Raw genomic sequence first — 19,706 nt, 5'->3', positions numbered from 1 at the left:
GGTTGTGGGGCTGCGGTGAATCTTTTCACCGCAGCCCCACAACCATCAATAATGTTGAGTCCTCAGATGTAACGCGTTGGAATTGCAGGTTCGCCTTCCGACAAACGCCATGCTTGGTAAGGAAGCTCATTACGTGAGCGCAGGTGATGAGCCTGAGCCTCGGACAGCGCCTGAGAGCTCCACGCTTCGCTTTGGATTTCTCCATCAACGATCAGCGGAACTTGAAGGGGGCGGGCGCCATTTTCCTCGAAGAAAGCAGCAGCCTCTTCACCGCTTCCGGTGAAAAGGATTTCTTCGCTTGCGTAGCCATCCTCGTCGTAAAGGCGACCCGCGTACTTCTTGCCGGCAACGGTGTTCTTCGAAGCAGACTTCTTCGCAACACCCACCATATTTCCGTCGGAGTCCTCGCGGGATACGAGCTTGTATACCAGGGCTGCGGTGGGGACGCCGGAACCGGTAATCAGACGTGTGCCAACACCGTAAGAATCGACAGGAGCGGCTCCCAAAGCTGCAATGGCATACTCATCAAGATCGGAAGTCACGGTGATCTTCGTGGAGGTCGCACCGAGCGCATCCAGTTGTCCACGAACCGTAAAAGCCTGAGCGACGAGGTCGCCGCTGTCCAAACGCACAGCGCCCAATTCTCCGCCTGCGGCACGTGCGGCCTCGACGGCGGTCTTAACGCCCTCGGTGACGTTGTATGTATCAACCAGAAGAGTTGTATTCGGGCCAAGGGAAGCGATCTGAGCATCGAATGCCTGGCGCTCACTGTCGTGAAGCAGAGTGAATGCGTGGGCAGCAGTACCGATCACCGGGATTCCGTAGCGCTTGCCGGCCTCGAGATCTGAAGTGCCTGCGAAGCCGCCGATAACCGAGGCGCGTGCTGCAGAGACAGCTGCGCGCTCGTGGCCTCGGCGTGCACCCATGTCCAGGCAGGGGCGTCCGTGCGCGGCAATTGTCATACGGGAAGCAGCAGAGGCGACTGCGCAATCGTAGTTGTAGATCGACAAAAGAAGTGTTTCCAGAAGGGTGCACTCGGCGAAAGTGCCTTCAACGGTGAGCAGGGGAGAACCCGGGAAATAGCACTCGCCTTCGGCATAGCCTGAAATATTCCCGCGGAAACGGAAGGACGACAAATACTCCAGAGCTGTATCAGAGACAACCTTCTTTTCGGCCAACCACTGGATTTGCTCAGGGGAGAACTCAAAGCGGTCCAAGGCCTCGAGAACCCGGCCCGTCCCTGCAACGACGCCGTAGCGGCGGGTAGCGGGAAGACGTCGACCAAAGAGCTCGAAGACGCAGTGTCGATTCGCGGTACCCGACTTCATGGCAGCGTCGAGCATGGTCAATTCATACATATCCGTCAGAAGCGACGTTTCAAATGATGCAGGCATATCTCAAATTTAATCGCCTTCGTGGAAATATGTGCAAGAAATGCCAAAAATGCAGACAGGAGGGCATTTCATGCGTAGGCTTAAGGTATGTCGGGCGTTCCTGTGACGGCGAAAAATCCCAATGTCGGGACCGTAAAAGCGTCGGTGCCGAGGTGGAACCTCATTGTCTGGGATGACCCGATTAACTCATTGGACTACATCGCCGAGGTCCTTCACCGGCACTTCGGTTACCCGCGTCCTACGTGCGAAGCACTGACTTTGCAAGTGCACAGTGATGGACAGGCCATCATCGCCACTGGGCTACGTGAACGCGTCGAAGCAGACCTACAAACACTCCACGATTACGGAGTGCAATCAACATTGGAGCGTGTCACGTGATCGGCCCCTTTACCGTCTCACGACGGGGGATTAGCGCACCGATCGGAAGGGACTACAACCTTCTGATCCAGCAGCTCATCCACGAAATCCTTGTGGTCTTAGACGACCCTGGGGATTTCCCTATGTTCCTTTCCGCTGCAACCGGACTTGAGAGTGAACGTGCAGCAGCAATCGATCCTGCTCTGGATTTCCTTCTTCCCCCGATGAGCACGGATCCCCAGGAAGCGGCACGCTTGCGTGCGCTAACCGAGGACACGCTGCGTTCACAAAAATCTCAGCGACTTCGTACCGTGTGTAACCAACTCAACGATGTGCTGGTTGACGGAACAAACTACCTTGTTCTGGACGAAGAATCGACGTGGAATTGGCTTGGCGCACTCACCGATATGCGCCTTGCTTTGGCTGGAGAACTGGGCATTCATAACGATTCTGACGTGATTCGGATCGAGACAATCGCTCAGGAAAAACCCGAGGGGACACGTGAGCAAAGCGCTGCCGCGATCTACCTACTGATCACATGGTGGCAAGAGTCACTGCTCAAATCTGTGCATCTCCAGGGTGAAGCGAGTTAGTTTCGTTGTATGGATAACGCGCCGATTGGTATTTTCGACTCTGGTTTAGGTGGACTCACGGTTGCGCGTGCCGTCATTGATCAGCTGCCAGACGAAGACATCGTTTACCTGGGGGACACGGCTCACGCTCCCTATGGTCCGCGTCCGATCGCCGAAGTTCGCCAATTGACGCTGTGGGGGCTTGACCGCCTTGTCGAGGCCGGAGCAAAAGCTTTGGTCATTGCATGCAATACTGCAACCGCTGCTGCGCTGTCAGACGCGCGGGAACGGTACTGGGTGGGCCAGCACATTCCCGTCATTGAGGTCGTGACCCCTGCCGCGCGTGCTGCTGTCGTTGCAACGCACAATCGCAAGATTGGCGTGATTGGAACTCAGGCAACCATTCAATCGGAAGCCTATGTCAATGCTCTTGCTGCAGTTCCTGGTCTTCGAGTCTTCCAGCAGGCGTGCCCGCTGTTCGTCGAGTACGTCGAGGCTGGGCAAACAGCAGGTCCTGAGCTGGAGGGTATTGCCCGCGAATACCTTGCTCCCCTGAAAGAAGAAGGTGTCGATACCCTGATTTTGGGCTGCACCCACTACCCACTTCTTACCGGAGTTATCGGTCGAGTGATGGGGGATAACGTTCGTCTGGTAACTTCCTCGGCCACGACGGCGAATGTCACATACAACGAGTTGGTTGACCGCGATCTGCTCCATGCGCCGCGTCAGGGCGCAGGCGATGAACCGCGGCACCAGTTCCTCACCACTGATGCTTCGTCGCGCTTCCCGATTCTTGCCCGCCGTTTCCTTGGGCCTGAGGTTCAAAGCGTGAGTGAAGTCCCATCCCTCCCGCTAGAAGGAGATGCTCAGTGAGGCTTCGTATCATCGGCTGCACGGGTTCAATGTCTGGACCTGATTCACCTGCATCCTGCTACCTGCTTCAAGCTCATGGTCCCGATGAGAGAACGGGGAAGGAGCGAACTTGGAACCTTGTTTTGGACATGGGGCCAGGATCTTTCGGTGAGTTGTGGCGTTACATTGAGCCAGCAAATCTTGATGCGGTGATTTTCTCGCACTGCCACGCAGACCACATGGGAGATGTGATTTCTCTTCACGTCTACCGGCGCTGGGGGCCTGGTGCATATTGCGATCCCATGGTTCTTGCGGGGCCGGCATGTTTACCGAACCGTGTTCGCCAGATCGATGGTGCCGATGAAGAGGAAAACTACTCGACAGAGTTCATTTTCAAGGAACTCAAAGATGCTGAGAGTTGGTCTCTTGGTCCCTTCACCGTGAGTGCAGCACAGGCGTGGCACTCTGTACCGGCCTTCGGCGTTCGCATTAGCGGCCCTTCTGGTTTTTCAGAAGGCGATACCTCTGGATCGCGCAGCACTTTCTTCTACACCGGCGATACTGATTTGTGTGACAGCATCGTTGAAGGCGCTCGCGGGGTAGATCTTCTTCTCAGTGAAGCAGGTTTTACTGAGGAAGATACCGTTGAGGGAATCCACATGGATGGTAGCCGTGCAGGTACTCTTGCTGCGCGTGCTGAAGTTGGTCGTGTCATTCTCACGCATATCCAGCCGTGGAATAATCCTGAGGCTACACGTTGGCAGACACAGCAGGTTTACAGCGGGAACGTGGAGCTTGCGACGACCGGTATGTCTGTCGATTTCTAGAACGCGTAGTCACACCGATTTTGGGAAAAGAAACGCGTAGCCGGAATCTCATCTTCCGACTACGCGTTTTCCTATGTGTTGCTTAGTTGCCTGCTAGAACCTCAATAATTCGCGGCGCAAGCGCGCGGAAAGCAATCCCGCGGTGGCTGATTGCATTCTTTTCCTCTGCAGTGAGCTGTGCTGCAGTGCGATCCATACCCGAGGGAACAAAAATTGGATCGTAACCAAATCCCCGCTCGCCTTGCGGAGCGGTCGTCAGGTGTCCTTCGACGCGTCCGAGCTCAACGAACTCAGTGCCATCGGGCAATACTAATGCTGCTGCAGAAACAAATGCAGCGCCTCGTAAGTGAAGCGGAACGTCGCTGAGCTGAGCAAGAAGCAACTCAAGGTTCGCTTGGTCGTTCCCGTGAGCTCCACTCCAACGGGCAGAGAAGATGCCCGGTGCGCCGCCCATGATGTCAACGCACAGACCGGAATCATCAGCGAGCGCAGCGATTCCGGTTGCTGCGCACAAAGAGCGAGCCTTGATCAAAGAGTTTTCGGCAAAAGTAGCGCCGTCTTCAACGGGCTCGACGACATCGAAGTCGCTCATCCGTGCGATTCGACCGGCTCCCTCGGGGAGGAGGGGAGCGATGATCGCCTCGAGCTCTGCAACCTTGTGTGCATTTCCGGTCGCAAAAACCAGGCGAGGCGCATCTGCGCTGCGTACGGAGCTCACAGTGCGGCCTCGGAAGAAACGGTGACTCCTGGATCCGCCGCCAACGCGCGTGCCTGGAGATCGCGAATCTGAGCATTTCCTGCAGTCGCCAAGTCGAGGAGCTCGCCGAGTTCGGTGCGAGAGAAAAGCGCGTGCTCAGCGGTTCCCTGAACCTCAACGAAAGAACCCGAACCAGTCTGGACGACGTTCATATCCGTCTGTGCGCGCACATCTTCAACGTAGGGAAGATCGAGCATGGGGGTGCCATCGATGATGCCAACGGAAATTGCGCTCACAGAATCAGAGAGCACCTTTTCAGGAGAAGAAGCGGCGATGATCCGCTTTGAAATACCCCAAGAAATGGCCTCGTAAAGTGCAACATAGGCGCCGGAAATTGAAGCGGTGCGGGTACCGCCGTCGGCTCGCAAAACATCGCAGTCAAGGACCAGAGTGTTCTCTCCAAGGGCCTTGATATCAACGATTGCGCGAAGTGAACGGCCGATGAGTCGCGAAATTTCGTGGGTGCGGCCGCCGATCTTTCCCTTGACGGATTCACGCTGGGAGCGCTCGGAGGTAGCGCGGGGAAGCATCGAATACTCCGCGGTCACCCAACCTTCTCCGCTGTCGCGCTTCCAACGGGGGACCCCCTCGGTCAGCGAAGCAACGCACAAAACGCGCGTGTTCCCGCATTCAATCAGTGCCGATCCTTCGCCGGTTCCTGCCCAGGAACGAGTGATAGACATCGGGCGAAGCTGAGAGGGAGTGCGCCCATCGGCGCGAAGCTGAGAAGTAGTCATGGCTCCAGCCTAACGCGCATTTGCGTTGTGACTGAAGCGAAGGACAGCTACGGTTACATCATGCCCCATTTTGACACGGTAACTGGTCTTCCTTTCGCCAATGAGCAGCTCTATTTCCCGCATGAACTGAGCGCATGGGCTCCGCGTATGACGCACAGGGGTGGATACGAGGCCGCATGCGCTTCCTTGGCGCCCCACGCGAACTCTTTGCGTGTTCTGGCAATGACTTCTCAGGGCATGGTTGCGCTTACTTCCGATGGGAGCACTCCACGTCGAGCTGCGGATATTGGTCCTGCAGTTGAGGATGCGGAACGCGTGCTCTTCGGTGGGGTTGATTCTTCCGGCGTTGCGCGTTTTATCGCAATCCTTGACTCCGAAGAGGAATGGGGGGCGCTTGTTGAAGGAACTCACGCGCCCGCGGCCACTAGCGTCGCGCCGTCAGATCCTCAGTGGCTCTCTCTTCGGTATGAGGCAGCGCTCCTCGAAGCTGCTGACTGTTCTTCATGCGCGCGCGCCTTAGCGCTTCTGCGTTGGCATGAACGTACGCGTTATTGCCCAAGCTGTGGCGGAGAACTTCAACACGAAAACGGGGGAGAGACTCAGAGGTGCATCCAATGTGATCGCCTCGAATATCCCAGGCAGGATCCCGCAGTGATCGTTGCAATCACCGATGAGGAAGATCGTTTGCTGCTTGCACACAACCGCTCATGGAAGCCGCGTTTCATGTCGCTCATTGCTGGTTTTGTCGAGGCAGGAGAAGCTCCTGAGCATGCGGTAGTTCGGGAAGCAAAAGAAGAGGCCTCGTTGGATGTTGAAGAGGTCCGCTATGTCGCGACGCAGCCTTGGCCGTTCCCACGTTCGGTCATGATTGGCTTTACCGGGAAAGTTTTTGGTACGCCGGATCCTTCTCCGGATATGGAAGAGGTAGATGCCATGAAATGGATGACGCGCGCGGAACTTATTGATGCGGTCAACAGGGGAGAACTGGAGATCCCTACTCATACCGCGATCGCTCGCATGATGATCGACACTTGGTTGCATGCGGAAGACGATGCACTGTGAGCAGCCAAGATGAAGAACGCGCTGAACGCCTTCTTGAAGCACTAGATCCCGATCAGCGGAGTGTCGCGCAATTCGTTTCTGGCCCAATGGCGGTGCTTGCGGGGGCCGGGACGGGTAAGACACGAGCGATTACCTATCGCATTGCCTATGGCGTTGCACGCGGTGTCTACGAACCGACAAATGTCTTGGCAGTGACCTTCACGAAGAGAGCTGCAGTTGAGATGCGTGAGCGTCTGACGGCACTTGGGGTTCCAGGCGTCCAAGCGCGGACTTTTCACTCGGCTGCCTTGCGCCAGCTCCAATATTTTTGGCCAAGTGCCATCGGCGGGAGCATGCCACCTCTCATTGAGCACAAAGCATCCTTGATTTCCGCTGCTGCTGCAAGAATCGGTATCCGCGCAGACAAAGCGCTCGTTCGTGATTTGGCCGCCGAGGTTGAGTGGTCGAAGGTTTCCATGCTCGATGCTGATGCCTATGCTGAGGCAGTTCGCGCCAATAGGCGAACGCCACCGGGTGACCTTAGCGCTGACGATGTTCTTGCACTGATGGACGCCTATCAGGAGGCAAAGGAGGATCGTGGGGTTCTCGATTTCGAAGATGTATTGGTGCTGACGGCAGGAATCTTGCAGGATTATCCAGCTATTGCCCAACGAATTCATCGTCAATACCGAAGCTTCGTCGTCGATGAATATCAGGATGTCTCTGCCCTCCAACACCATGTTCTCAACCTTTGGCTCGGTGGGCGCCATGATATTTGCGTTGTCGGTGATGTTGCGCAGACTATTTATTCTTTTGCGGGTGCCTCACCGCGCTACCTTCAAGACTTCGCACAGGAGCACAAGGGTGCTCGCGTCGTGCAATTGGTTCGCGACTATCGCTCGACGCCGCAGATCGTGAGTGCAGCGAATACCCTGATGAAGGGCGAACACTCGTCTGTTCTTAAAGGCGCCGTGAAATTGGTATCTCAGCGTGACAATGGTGTCCCTGTCGACTATCAGAGCTATGCGGACGACAATGACGAGGCCGTGGGAATCGCGCGGCAAATCCGTAAGCTCCACGACGATGGAGTTTCGTATTCTTCGATCGCCATTCTTTATCGAACCAATGGTCAGTCAGAGAACTTCGAAGCTCAGCTGAGCGAGGCCGGCGTCCCCTTCCTCGTCCATTCTGGGATGCGCTTTTTTGAGCGCGAAGAGGTCCGCCGCGCGATGTTTCTATTAAAGAAGCAAGCGACAACCTTGCACAATCAAGGAATTGATGAGGCTGATGTTGTTCACTTGGTTGAAGATCTTCTTGGAATCGCTGGATGGTCCCCGCAGGCACCACAGGCTCAGGGCGCGGTTCGAGAACGATGGGATAACCTCAATGCCATTGTCGAAATGGCACGCTCTTCTACCAATAACTCTTTCATTGGGTTCGTCAATAATCTTATTGAGCGTGAGGTCTCACAAGCTGCCCCAACTACGGAGGGGGTCACGCTCTCAACCCTTCACGCGGCAAAAGGACTGGAGTGGGAGCATGTTTTCCTTGCTGGAGTGAGTGAAGGGCTTATTCCGATCTCTCTTGCTCAGGGCGAAGACTCAATTGAGGAAGAAAAACGTCTGCTCTACGTGGGAATGACACGTGCTCGGGATCATCTTGCGATCTCGTATTCGCGTTCGCGCCACGGTGGTGGAAACCGCCAGCGTTCCCGCTTTATGAAGGATCTGTGGCCTCGAGAAGAACGACCCCAAGTTGGAGCTTCTTCTGCGCGCGCAGGTACGTCTAAACGCAGCGCGGCCAAGGCTGCCCATGCTGAATTTGAGGAAAGTAATTCTCCGGAGGTCATTGAACTCTTCGAACGCTTACGTGCATGGCGAAAAACTGAGGCAGAGGCTCGATTAGTTCCGGCTTACGCTGTACTTACCGATAAGACCTTGAGAGATGTTGCTATCGCTCAGCCCAAGACGCTGACTCAGCTTCGGGTTATTCGCGGAATTGGTGAAGTGAAAATCGACTACTTTGGGCCTCAGATTTTGGCAATTATCCGCGGCGAAGAAGTTCAGGTGGAGACAGAGCCGGCGTAACTATGAGGCAATCCGGTAGCGGTGGTTATGACTGAGCATGTCGAATTCGCCGATACTGGTGGACAGAGTAGTTGCTGTCAGTGAAGCTGCCGGAGGCTGTGAGACTGCTGCACTGGTGCACCCGCAGAGAGGATCATTATCGACCTCGATCCATGAAACCTCTCCTTCTGTCGTGATGCGTAGAAAACGGTTCATGCACGATCGTCGGTCCATGCCGAAGCGAGCAAAATCGTAAATCATCAGAGAAAGCCAGGCTGCAGCCATATGAGTGAGCCAGGGCAGTGGCGTTTCAAAACGCCATAGTTCAAGGTCTCGACCGAGGCTAGGGAGTGAATTGCGGTCGGATTGTGTGGTCTCAAGACAACGTGCACAGCAGGTGACTCCCGGCACTACCAGCGGGCCGATGTCCCAGTAGCCCTCATTCCTGCAGGTGAGGAGATGCGGGATATCGCAGTGCATCATTGCGTCCGCCTTCTCGAGGTCATGGGAACCCACAGAAGCGATGATTCCTAAGTCTATGGGGGAGTATGAACTGCAATAGCGCAGATGAGGATAGTGCTTAGCGAGGTGTGAGCGAAGAGCTTGAGAACGTCGCGGAAGTAGCCTCTCTTCCGGAAGAAGACCTACTAATTCAGCACTCAGGCGGCGTGAATCAACAAGACGAAGTCTAAGCTCAGGCAGGGTTTGAATGATGAGTTCTACTGCCGCGATGGTCACGGGGTCAATTCCGTTGATTTCGATACTCAGGGGGCTTGCCATTTTTCCTCCGCACTGTGGAATAGGGAATTCCTATTGTGTGCGGGAGATTGCGCTTATGGGCAAGAACTAAGAATCTGTGGAAAACTCCGATGAGGCCTTCACCCTGTGGATTAATTGGTCAATAAATTCAGGATTGGGACTCCGCCCCATTATCTGAAGATTGATCGTCATCCGAAGCGTTATCCCCGCCCTGAGATGCGTCTCCAATATCAAAACCTGCCTTACGCAGGGTATCTGCCTCGGGGTCAATCGTGGGATCAAGCCCCTCAGCCCATCCCATTGAACCATCCAATAGCGACTCAAGTGCCTGGTCGATATCGGCGCTGGCCTCGGCCTCGGCGCGTCGAAGTGAAACAAAGGTTTCTGGAGAATCGAGCTCATTGCTATTGGGAATCAAATCGGGGTGCGCCCACAGCTTTTCGCGGGCTTCGCTGCCCTCGTCTTGAGTGACCAATTGGAAGAGCTTGGCTGCATCGCGAGCACGACGCGGACGCATCTTCAAGCCAATTAAGCTTCCAAGAATCTTCTCAACGGGACCGCCCAATGCCCGCCGGCGGCGCATCAGCTCGCGCAGCTGTTCAAGGTGGGGAAGATAGGGGCGTGCTGCCTGTGAGGTGACAACATCCACCCAGCCTTCGATCAGGGCGAGAAGATTTTCCACACGCTCTAATGCTGCACGTTGTTCGGGCGTCGGTGCGGCTGCGAAGATCTGTTCGTTCAGCGAATCTTCATTGAACTCAGGGTTCGCTGGGTCAAGACGAGTCGCGGCCTCGGCGACGGCCTCGCTATCGATCGCAATATGCTGCGCGTATCGCTCGACTGCACGCGTAAGATCACCAGCCAGCCAGGGAACACCGGCGAAGAGACGATGATGTGCGCACTCGCGCAAAGCAATGAACTGAAGCACTTCTTCGAAGGGAATTTCAAGTTCATCAGCGAAATCTTCGATATTACGAGCGACTAGGGCTGTGGTAGAAGCATCAGCAAGGGGAATACCGACGTCTGTTGATCCCAGAGCACTTTGAGCGATCTGCCCCAAGGCCATTCCGATTTGGCTTGCAAAAAGGAATGACGACATCTTCGGCAAAATATCGCGAGTTGAGTTAAGAAGGCTTGAAATATCTGGAACCGAATCTGATAGCGAGGGATCAATATCCGCGATGTGCTTTTGTTGCTCGTCGAGGATATTTTCAAAGGCCCGAGCAACATTTGCAGCGACTGGTTCGCAGATACGCTTCCATACCTCGGCGGTACCATCAACCCATTCAGAGCGAGTCCATACCTGACGATTGACGTTTCCGGGACCAAACTCGACAACGGCATCTAGCCAAAGATCAGCAACAGACATTGCTTCGCGAGTTCGTTGAGCTTGCGCTGCGGTAACTGCGGTTTCTTTTGAATCCCAGGATTTGGTGTGTGCGACTTGTAAGGCGCTCTTCCAATCCACAGGACCACTGGCAGGGCCGTTCATCATAATCGTGAATTGAGTGAGTGCCTGCTTCATCATGTAGGGATCAGGGAATTGGCTGTTGAGGCTTTCGGGGTCAATGCCTCGGGCGCGCATGGATTCCATTGCAGCGCGAGCGGCCTGCTCGCCCAACAACTGACGTAGGAACTCTTCCATGTTCGACTCGTTGTCACTCATGTCACGAGCCTAATAGTCAAGGAACAAGAAGTACTAGAGATATCGCGCTCTTTTCGCTCAACTTTGCTCATAGCGCAATTAGACGGGCGTGATGAGGCAGCCTCTTTCTCTAGTTTTATTGCTTTTCGGGACACGGAGTGAGCAGCTGAGAGACAATGGCAGGTATGAATGACAACGAAGACCTCGAGTATGAAGAGACCGACACTACGCAACGCAGTGAGCGGACTCTTCGATGGCTTCGTCGTCTAACCGCTGGTGTCGTGGCGTTTACTTTGGTCATTATTGCCTGCACTGTGATTCCGCTTCCCTACGTTGCGAGGCTCCCTGGACCCACAGTTGATGTCTTAGGGAAGACACAGGACCAACAGGGTGACTTAAAAGAAATTCTGTCGATCACGGGTACCAATCCACAAACTGGCAAAGAAATCACAAACCCCGACCCCACCGCCCCCAAGGAAGGCGGGCAACTCCGGATGGTGACCGTCACGGAAATGGGAGGTCCGGGTAGGCGCCTCAACGTCTTTGGATGGATTCAAGCGAAACTGACGCCGGCCTCGGAAATGATCCCGTACTCAAAGGTTTACCCAGCGAATGTGACCCGCGAGCAAGTGGATAACCGGAACGCACATCAGATGGAGAACTCACAGTATTCCGCTCAGATCGCCGCGCTCGCGGAACTGGGGTGGAAGGTTCCCGCAACCGTGTATATCTCCGGTGCAGTCGAGGGCTCAGATGCGGTTGGAAAAGTTCAAGACTCTGACATTTTGGAGTCAATCCAGACACCCGATGGTGTGGTGCACCAGATTGAAACGGCGGCAGATCCCTTCGTGATCATGCATTCTGTTGCCCCAGGCTCCACCGTTACGATCACCCTGAAGCGCGAAGACGTCGAACACACAGAAACAATCGTCACATCCGCGCCTGAAGATGGATCTCAGGGCTCAAAAATGGGAATTTATCTGGGTGTTAAGGCCAATATTCCCGTGGAAATTAACTTTGCTATGAAAGATATCGGCGGCCCTTCGGCAGGAATGATGTTCTCGCTGGCAATTATTGACCGCCTGAGTGAAGGAGACATGACGGGAGGCCAATCAATCGCGGGTACTGGGACAATTTCCTACGACGGTACGGTTGGGCCAATCGGTGGGATCGCACAGAAAATGCAGGGTGCAAAGCGCGATGGGGCCAGCTGGTTCCTTGCACCGGAAAGCAATTGCGATCAGGTGATCGGGCACGTTCCCGAAGGGCTGCGTGTCGTTCGCGTTTCGACCCTTCATGAAGCGCACGAGGACGTGGTCGCGATTGGCCAGAATCGTGGGGATTCCCTACCAACCTGCGAGGCCAAGTAACAGAATTTTCAGTCCGAGAGCGAGGCCAGAAGAGCGTCGGTCAGGCTGGGAACCAAGCGTGATCCTTGGCCGACCTTGTCATCGCTATCGAAAGTGCGGGCACGAAGGGCGCTCCACGTTTCTCCACTGCGTAATGCTCCCGCGGCGATACGGACATCAGTAGCTTGGGGATGGTTTGAGATAAACGCAATGGCTTCTTCGGGATCTGCTGGGGCCTGAGCCTCGACCTCAGGTGGAACAATGACGCGTTCGACGCTCAAAGCTGCGCCCACGACCGAAGGGGGCCAAGCAAGATGAGCCAACATCTCTTCAAGGTCGTCTCCTTGGAAGTCTTCCTGGATGATTGCGCTGAGGTGCTCGTCCGTCCCATCCCATTCTTTGCGGAGTGCGTCCTTGAGCTCATCGGGTAGATCAGGCTGCTCGAGCAACATCGCGGTGTGAACCAGAGCGTAAAGGGAAGGCGCGTGGTCCCAGCCCGCGACCGATGCTGCTTTTTCGATGTCAATAACAACGTGCGCAAGAGCAATTTGACGTGCAGTAGGAGTCAGTTCAACCATGGTGTCATTTTCCCATAGGCGAAAGACAGGCGCAGATGCATGAGCCTCTCGTTAGAATAGGATCACTGTGATCACTCTTCGAGAGGATGTCTTGTGAGCGATTCTCCGTTCTTTCCTGACCATCAGCCAATTCAATTGCCCAAAATTGAGATCCGACGCCCAAAGGTGGGGCCGGGGGCAATTACCGTTATGGTTCTGGTGCTTCTTGGACTTTTTGTCTACGCGGCTTCTTCATTCTGGACTGAAATTTTGTGGTTCCAGCAGATGCACGCGACTCGGATCTTACTGACGCGTTGGGGAGTGATTGCAGGCTTAGCCGTTGTCGGTGTTGTCTTGTCAGTCGCTGTGCTGCGCACCATGATCGGCTTGGCCCATCGTCACCGCGTATCGTCAAAGCGCGGCGAAGCCGCCGCGAATCTGCGGCAGTACCAAGATGCTATTGAGCCTTTCAAGAAGCTTGCCTTCTGGCTGGTCGCATTGGTTTTGGGTATCCCCGCAGGTCTTCGTCTTGCAGAAGGATGGCAGACAGCCCTCACGTGGCTTAATGCGACTCCTTTTGGGAAGACAGATCCGATTTTTGGCTGGGATATTTCCTTCTTCGTTTTTACCCTTCCCTTCTTGGAGCTTGTTGTTTCCTTCTTGCTTCACTTGGTGATTCTTTCGCTGGTCGTCTCGATCGTTGCCTCGTACCTCTACGGCGGTTTGCAAGCGGTGCCGCGTCCGCACGCGACTGTTCCTGTGCGTCGTCACCTGGGAATTTTGGCTGCGGTTGCCTCGGTGATTATTGGGGTGCAGTACTGGATCGGCCGTTACTCGCTTCTTACACAGAGCGGTGACAATATTGACGGCGCAATGTATGCGGATGTCAATGCAACGCTTCCCGCGCACTCGATTTTGGCTGCTATTTCCATCGCTGTTGCTGCACTGTTCCTTGTGGCCGCATTCAGGGGAACGTGGCGCCTTCCAACGATTGGTGTTGTGGTCACAGTTGTTGCGGCATTGGTCATTGGTGGCGCATACCCGGCGTTGATCGAACAATTCCGCGTACGTCCGAATGCGCGTTCGCTTAACGCTCCATATATTCAGCACAACATTGATGCGACCTTGGAAGCCTACGGGCTCGATGATCTGGACTATCAGACCTACGATGCGACGACCAGCGCTCAACCTGGACAGCTTCGTGAAGACTCTGAGTCAACGTCACAGATTCGTCTTCTTGACCCTCAGGTGATTCGCAAGACTGTCCAGCAGTTGCAGCAGTCGCGTCCTTACTATTCCTTTGACTCTGGTTTCTTCGTCGACCGTTACACCATTAACGGTGAACGTCGCGATACCGTCATTTCAATGCGTGAGCTGAACTTGGCTGGCCTGTCTCAAGAGCAGCAGAACTGGGTGAACCGCCACACCGTTTACACCCATGGTTTCGGTGTTGTGGCTGCCTACGGTAACAGCATTACCTCTGATGGTCTTCCCTCGTATTGGGAGCAGTCCATCCCCTCAAAGGGAGAGATCGGCGAGTACGAGCCTCGTGTGTACTTCTCGCAGTCGGCTCCCGACTACTCGATTGTCGGCGGACCTGAAGGAACTCCCAACCAGGAACTCGACTACCCGGATGACAACGCACCCGGTGGCCAGGTCTCGACGACCTTCAAGGGTAACGGCGGTCCTTCAGTTGGGAACTTCTGGAATAAGCTTCTGTACTCGATTAAGTTCGGATCAACCGATATCTTCTTCTCCTCGCAAACGAATGAGGAATCGCAGATTCTCTACGATCGTGATCCGCTTCTTCGCGTTGCAAAGGTTGCTCCCTACCTGACACTGGAACAGAAGGCATACCCTGCCGTTGTCGATACGGATGGCGACCCCTCGACGCCCAAGCGACTTGTTTGGGTTGTCGACGCATACACGACAACGGATTCCTATCCTTATGCTCAGCATCAATCGCTGTCGTCCAGCACGGTTGATTCGCGTTCGCAGTCGGTGGGGCAGTACATCCAGGAAAACTCCATTAACTACATGCGTAATTCTGTCAAGGCGATTGTTGATGCCTACGACGGATCGGTGCGTCTCTTCCAGTGGGATGAAAAAGATCCCATTCTGTCGACGTGGATGAAGATTTATCCGGGAAGCGTTGAGTCAAAGCAAAACATTTCCGCTGATCTCATGGGCCACCTGCGCTACCCCGAGGATATGTTCAAGGTCCAGCGTGACCTGCTGACCTCTTACCACGTGCGCGATGCCTCTGACTTCTACACCGGTGGTGACCGCTGGCGCCTTGCTGAAGAAACTTCAACAGCCGCAACTGCAAATGGGGTATCGACTGCTACCATGAGCAGCTCGCAGCAGCAGGCAGTCCGTGTGCAGCCGCCGTATTACCTGACCATGCAGATGCCGGGGCAGCAGAGCGCGGAATTCTCATTGACCTCCGTTTTCGTTCCGGGTGGTGAATCCAAGCGCGAGGCCATGGCTGGATTCCTCGCGGTTGATTCCGAAACCGGAAGCGAGGCCGCGAAGGTTCGTGAGGGCTACGGCAAGCTACGGCTGATTGCGCTTCCGTCCTCGACGACGGTCCCCGGTCCGGGACAGATCCAGAACGCCTATGACACCAACCAAACGATTGCCTCGCAGCTCAATGTTTTGAACCTGTCTGATTCCACGGTTATCAGGGGTAACTTGTTGACTCTGCCCGTTGGTGGTGGCCTGCTCTACGTCCAGCCGGTCTATATCCAAGGTTCGGGTGGAGCAAACTACCCGGTCTTGCGTTTTGTGCTGACAGCCTTTGGTAACAGAGTTGGTTTTGCGCCCACACTGGCAGAATCCCTTGATCAAACCTTCGGCGGTGATTCCGCTGCAAAGGTCGCTGGCGGTGATCAATCTGCCGATAAGAATAAGGGCGGTGGCGATCAACAAAACCAAGCTGAAAGCGAGCCCTCCAAGCAGCTTGCCTCAGCGCTTCAAGATGCTAACCAAGCCATCCAAGATGGTCAGAATGCACTGAAGAACAACGACTGGGCAGCCTATGGCGAATCACAGAAGCGTCTAAATGATGCTCTGACGAAGGCTATCGACGCCCAAAAGAAGCTGGATGCCCAAAGCGGCTCCGGTTCCTGATAGCTCAATTTGAGTAAAGGTGTGGGCCCGGGTGAGGAATACTCACCCGGGCCCACAGTCGTTTCACGTCGGGTGTCGTCGACATGCAGGAGAATGGAAGCGGTTTTTCGCTGTGTTGGGTTCTTAGTTATTCAGGTGGGCCCTGATGACGACGGTAGTTCCGCATTCGGCTCCTGGCAGCCATTCAATATTTCCTTGAAGTTCTGAACGGACCATTTGGTTGACAATCTGAGTTCCCAGACCGGTCATTGCCCGCCCGGGTTGGATTCCTGCCCCGTTGTCTGAAACGGTGACCGTGAGCTGGCTTTCATTACGTTCAGCATGGACTTGAACCAGCCCGTCCTTGTCGGCAAGTCCGTGCTCAACCGAATTTGACACAAGTTCATTCAAGACCGTTGCCATTGCCTGAGCCTGAGGGGCCTCAAGGCTACCGAATTCTCCAGTTGTCACTACGTCAACGGAATGATCGGTTGAGGCAACCGTACCTGCCATGCGGACGATTGTTCGTGCGACCTCGTCGAAATCTACCTGTTCATTAACATTTTGAGAAAGAGCCTCGTGGACGGTAGCGATCGCTTGAACACGGCGTTCGGCCTCTTGAAGTGCCGTTTGAACACTTTCGGAGTCAGAACGACGTGCTTGGAGACGCAATAGCGCGGAAACGGTTTGCAGGTTGTTCTTCACACGATGGTGAATTTCGCGAATCGTTGCATCCTTCGTCATCAATTCCTGCTCGCGTCTACGCAGTTCGGACAGATCGCGAGTCAAAATGACAGCGCCCAAACGTTTGCGTCCGTTAAATAAAGGAAGAGCGCGCATTGTGACTGTTGAGCCCTGAACACTCAATTCAACGCGCCAAGGCGCACGACCCATAACAACTACTGCTAAGGACTCTTCAACGATTGTCGAGTCAGAAACAACGTCGGTAATGCGTTGCGCAAGCACCTCTCCAAGAACAGATTCCCGAATGCCTAAACTACGCAAGCACGAGGTCGCATTCGGGGTTGCCTGTAGAACCTTGCCCTCAGGGTCAATCAAAATGGCACCGTCCTGGACGCGAGGAACGCCGTGTCCAGTGATTGTCGGGGCAGAATCGTAGGGATACTCACCGCGAGAAATCATTTCGCAGAGGACATCCGCGGCGTCTCCAGTCCACGTGTCAAAACCTTGAACAGAGCGGGGGGAAGAGAGATTTGCTTCGCGGGTCAGTACAGCAACAACCTCGCCCTGGTAGGGGATTGGAACGCAGGTCTCCATCATCGAGTACGTGCCAGCCCAGTGCGCCGCAGTTGGTCGAACGACTTCGCAGGTTTCCATGGCGCGACGAAGCTCAGCCTCGCGAGCAAGCGGCAGATAAAGGCCTCGTGGATCCTCGGCGTGCACGGTAACTGACGTCGATGGACGGCAACTTTCAACTGCAATAAACCGATTGTCATCTGTGGGAAGCCACAGAACTAAGTCTGCAGCGGCAAGGTCAGCGATGACCTGCCAATCTTCAAGAAGCCGGTGTAATAGCTCGATCGCACCTGTGGGAATGGGAGTAGCAGATGCAGATTCAGCGATCTGGGTCAGTGTGGGCATGTATTCACAATAGCGTCATAGCGGAAGTTGTGAGAATCATCGGACGGCGAGGATACAATCACAGCGATGGTGTTTGCCTTCTTCTTAGGTGAACTTCAAGAAACGCGAGGATAGGATCGGCATGCAGTTCAATGGGGATGCACAGTATCAATGCTCACCTGAGGCATTCGTCGAAATCAGTACAACTCCAGGCTTTGTCACTGAAAGAATCGGGCCTCTTTTGAAGGACCCGATCATTGAGAATCCTCAGCAGCGGACCGTGAGCGCGTGGGGGTGCGTCAACCCCGAGGTGGTCCCTGCGAAGGTGCGAAGTCTCGTCGCCAATAAGGCACGTGTTGAATACGACGAAGTATGGGTTCAGGAAGCACCGGGTGAGTTTCGAGCAAAGTGCACACTTGCCGTTAAAGGACTACCCGTTTCTGCTGAGTTTACCCAGACCGTGACAGCTGTCAGTGGGGATGTGAATCAATGTCAGTGGCATGTGGATGGCGACTACCATGTGCTTATTCCGCTTATTGGGCGAAGCGTTGAAAACACCGTTTCTGAGCGTCTTGCTCAGGCTTTTGAGCGGGATCGACGCATCGTGAATAACTGGCTGATCGCTCATGCGGGCGAGTACCCAATTGCACAGTAGCTGTGGAATAAATATTTGCGATTAATGGTTGCACTGGAACAACAACAACAACACGAAGGACAGATCATGGCAGAAGAAATCGAAGAAACTACTCAATCTGTGCCAGCGACCTCGGGCCCCTCAAACCCCTTGTACCTTGAACGTACCGGGGTCCGTCAGTACGTTGCGCGTAATGCCCGAGGCGCCGAGGTCTTAGTAGGGGATGGTCCGGGACGCTTTAGCCCCGGGGATCTTCTCAAGCTCGCGCTTGCAGGATGTAATGCGATGTCCTCTGATGCGCGTTTTGCTGCGGTTCTGGGTGACGATTTTGCTCAGATTTCCGGAGTTTCAGCCGAGTACGACGAGGCCGAAGACCGCTTCACTTCGATGGAAATCGAGCTCCTTCAGGATCTCTCAGCGCTTAGTGAGGAAGAAACTGCTTCGCTTCTTCGACGTGCCGAGGCCGCAATCGAGCGTCACTGCACTATCGCACATACGATTTCTCACCCGGTCCCGCACACTCTGCACATTGCTTCGGAGCGGGTTCGCTAATTCTGAGAGTCGGTCGGCTTTTCGTCGGTGCCTACCACTAGGCTTGTAGGTGCCGACGAAAAGAATGACCTTTGGGACAGCTGGAAAGGAACAGCAGTGAACCAGATTGATCGACAGTACGAGGATCTGCTGGCGAAGATCATGCGCGAGGGAACCGAAAAGTCTGATCGCACCGGCACGGGTACTCGTTCGCTTTTTGGTGCCCAGCTGCGTTATGACCTTTCAAAGGGATTCCCACTGATCACGACTAAGCGCGTCCACATGAAGTCGGTCATCGGTGAGCTTTTATGGTTCTTGAGTGGTGATTCCAATGTTCACTGGCTTCAAGAAAACGGCGTGCGTATTTGGAACGAATGGGCCGATGAAAATGGTGATCTCGGGCCAGTTTATGGGGTTCAGTGGCGACGCTGGAATGCTGGCGACGGTCGCGAAATCGACCAGATTTCCCAAGTTTTGGAGACTTTGAAGACGAACCCCGATTCTCGCCGAATGATTGTGTCAGCTTGGAACGTCGGAGACTTGCCGAAGATGGCTCTGGAACCGTGTCACGCATTCTTCCAGCTGTATGTTGCTGATGGTCGTCTCTCGCTTCAGCTCTACCAGCGCAGCGCAGATATGTTCCTTGGTGTTCCTTTCAATATTGCCTCCTACTCGCTCCTCACTCATATGTTCGCCCAACAAGCTGGCCTTGAGGTGGGAGACTTTATTTGGACTGGCGGCGACTGCCACATCTATTCCAATCACGTGGAGCAGGTCACTGAGCAACTTTCTCGTGAACCCTATCCCTTCCCGACTTTGAATCTCCGCAAGGCTGATTCGATGTTCTCTTACGGCTTTGATGATGTTGAGATTGTCGGTTATGAGCATCATCCGACTATCAAGGCACCGGTGGCTGTGTGAACCACGGCGGGGAAA

General features: G+C 54.7%; 18 protein-coding genes. 11 read left to right on the top strand and 7 right to left on the bottom strand.

Going from position 1 to position 19,706, the window contains the following annotated elements; translation table 11 throughout:
• Positions 1–62: 62 nt before the first annotated feature.
• The gene (locus tag ADG72_RS02645) at positions 63–1,394 is read right to left on the bottom strand and encodes a nicotinate phosphoribosyltransferase (protein WP_048711999.1); all 1,332 of its coding nucleotides are present in this window, start codon (positions 1,392–1,394) and stop codon (positions 63–65) included.
• A gap of 87 nt (positions 1,395–1,481) precedes the next feature.
• Here ADG72_RS02645 and ADG72_RS02640 point away from each other — a divergent pair, with 87 nt between their 5' ends.
• From ADG72_RS02640 to ADG72_RS02625, 4 genes are read left to right on the top strand one after another with little or no spacing between them, the layout of a single operon-like run.
• Positions 1,482–1,772, top strand: a complete 291-nt coding sequence (locus ADG72_RS02640; protein WP_009409111.1) for an ATP-dependent Clp protease adaptor ClpS — start codon at positions 1,482–1,484, stop codon at positions 1,770–1,772.
• Positions 1,769–2,344: a DUF2017 family protein gene (locus tag ADG72_RS02635; protein WP_009409112.1), complete on the top strand. Its 576-nt coding sequence runs from the start codon at positions 1,769–1,771 to the stop codon at positions 2,342–2,344. Before ADG72_RS02640 ends, ADG72_RS02635 begins: the two co-directional genes overlap by 4 nt.
• A 9-nt stretch (positions 2,345–2,353) precedes the next feature.
• Complete coding sequence (gene murI, locus ADG72_RS02630; RefSeq protein WP_048711997.1) at positions 2,354–3,196, top strand: glutamate racemase; 843 nt, start codon at positions 2,354–2,356, stop codon at positions 3,194–3,196.
• Positions 3,193–4,002, top strand: coding sequence for an MBL fold metallo-hydrolase (locus ADG72_RS02625; protein ID WP_048711996.1), 810 nt, complete (start codon positions 3,193–3,195; stop codon positions 4,000–4,002). The genes murI and ADG72_RS02625 overlap by 4 nt, the downstream gene beginning before the upstream one ends.
• Before the next feature lie 82 nt (positions 4,003–4,084).
• Here ADG72_RS02625 and rdgB read toward each other — a convergent pair whose 3' ends face one another.
• Entirely contained in the window at positions 4,085–4,720 is a 636-nt protein-coding gene (rdgB, locus tag ADG72_RS02620; protein WP_048711994.1) for an RdgB/HAM1 family non-canonical purine NTP pyrophosphatase, read from the bottom strand.
• Entirely contained in the window at positions 4,717–5,496 is a 780-nt protein-coding gene (rph, locus tag ADG72_RS02615; RefSeq protein ID WP_048711993.1) for a ribonuclease PH, read from the bottom strand. The genes rdgB and rph overlap by 4 nt, the downstream gene beginning before the upstream one ends.
• 60 nt (positions 5,497–5,556) lie before the next feature.
• On the opposite strand from rph, the gene nudC reads away from it, so the two are divergent.
• Both nudC and ADG72_RS02605 read left to right on the top strand, forming a co-directional pair.
• The gene (gene nudC / locus ADG72_RS02610; protein ID WP_239667635.1) at positions 5,557–6,558 is read left to right on the top strand and encodes an NAD(+) diphosphatase; all 1,002 of its coding nucleotides are present in this window, start codon (positions 5,557–5,559) and stop codon (positions 6,556–6,558) included.
• Positions 6,555–8,624: an ATP-dependent DNA helicase UvrD2 gene (locus ADG72_RS02605; RefSeq protein ID WP_048711989.1), complete on the top strand. Its 2,070-nt coding sequence runs from the start codon at positions 6,555–6,557 to the stop codon at positions 8,622–8,624. Before nudC ends, ADG72_RS02605 begins: the two co-directional genes overlap by 4 nt.
• Here the strand turns inward: ADG72_RS02605 and ADG72_RS02600 are convergent, their stop codons facing one another.
• Together ADG72_RS02600 and ADG72_RS02595 are read right to left on the bottom strand one after the other, a co-directional pair.
• The gene (locus ADG72_RS02600; RefSeq protein ID WP_048711987.1) at positions 8,625–9,383 is read right to left on the bottom strand and encodes a hypothetical protein; all 759 of its coding nucleotides are present in this window, start codon (positions 9,381–9,383) and stop codon (positions 8,625–8,627) included.
• A 127-nt stretch (positions 9,384–9,510) separates the two neighbouring features.
• Positions 9,511–11,028, bottom strand: coding sequence for a zinc-dependent metalloprotease (locus ADG72_RS02595; RefSeq protein WP_048711985.1), 1,518 nt, complete (start codon positions 11,026–11,028; stop codon positions 9,511–9,513).
• A gap of 164 nt (positions 11,029–11,192) precedes the next feature.
• Here ADG72_RS02595 and ADG72_RS02590 point away from each other — a divergent pair, with 164 nt between their 5' ends.
• Positions 11,193–12,377, top strand: coding sequence for a YlbL family protein (locus ADG72_RS02590; RefSeq protein ID WP_239667634.1), 1,185 nt, complete (start codon positions 11,193–11,195; stop codon positions 12,375–12,377).
• 8 nt (positions 12,378–12,385) lie between these two features.
• Here ADG72_RS02590 and ADG72_RS02585 read toward each other — a convergent pair whose 3' ends face one another.
• On the bottom strand, positions 12,386–12,934 hold the full coding sequence (locus ADG72_RS02585) for a PPA1309 family protein (RefSeq protein WP_048711981.1): 549 nt from the start codon (positions 12,932–12,934) through the stop codon (positions 12,386–12,388).
• A gap of 93 nt (positions 12,935–13,027) precedes the next feature.
• Here ADG72_RS02585 and ADG72_RS02580 point away from each other — a divergent pair, with 93 nt between their 5' ends.
• A complete protein-coding gene (locus ADG72_RS02580) occupies positions 13,028–16,045 on the top strand; it encodes a UPF0182 family protein (RefSeq protein ID WP_048711979.1) in 3,018 nt (1,005 codons plus the stop codon).
• Positions 16,046–16,168: 123 nt separating this feature from the next.
• On the opposite strand, the gene ADG72_RS02575 is transcribed toward ADG72_RS02580, so the two are convergent.
• Entirely contained in the window at positions 16,169–17,626 is a 1,458-nt protein-coding gene (locus tag ADG72_RS02575; RefSeq protein ID WP_048711977.1) for a sensor histidine kinase, read from the bottom strand.
• Positions 17,627–17,714: 88 nt separating this feature from the next.
• On the opposite strand from ADG72_RS02575, the gene ADG72_RS02570 reads away from it, so the two are divergent.
• From ADG72_RS02570 to ADG72_RS02560, 3 genes are all read left to right on the top strand, one after another.
• Positions 17,715–18,260: a DUF2505 domain-containing protein gene (locus tag ADG72_RS02570; protein ID WP_239667633.1), complete on the top strand. Its 546-nt coding sequence runs from the start codon at positions 17,715–17,717 to the stop codon at positions 18,258–18,260.
• 66 nt (positions 18,261–18,326) lie between these two features.
• Positions 18,327–18,791 (top strand): OsmC family protein, encoded by a 465-nt coding sequence (locus ADG72_RS02565; protein WP_239667632.1) that lies wholly within the window; start codon positions 18,327–18,329, stop codon positions 18,789–18,791.
• A 96-nt stretch (positions 18,792–18,887) separates the two neighbouring features.
• Positions 18,888–19,691, top strand: coding sequence for a thymidylate synthase (locus tag ADG72_RS02560; protein WP_048711973.1), 804 nt, complete (start codon positions 18,888–18,890; stop codon positions 19,689–19,691).
• Positions 19,692–19,706: the final 15 nt, after the last annotated feature.

Origin of the sequence: Trueperella pyogenes, assembly GCF_001070855.1 — a bacterium.
Taxonomy (GTDB): domain Bacteria; phylum Actinomycetota; class Actinomycetes; order Actinomycetales; family Actinomycetaceae; genus Pauljensenia; species Pauljensenia pyogenes_A.
The sequence above is the reverse complement of the archived record's forward strand: the minus strand, read 5'-3'. Positions and strand labels throughout refer to the sequence as shown.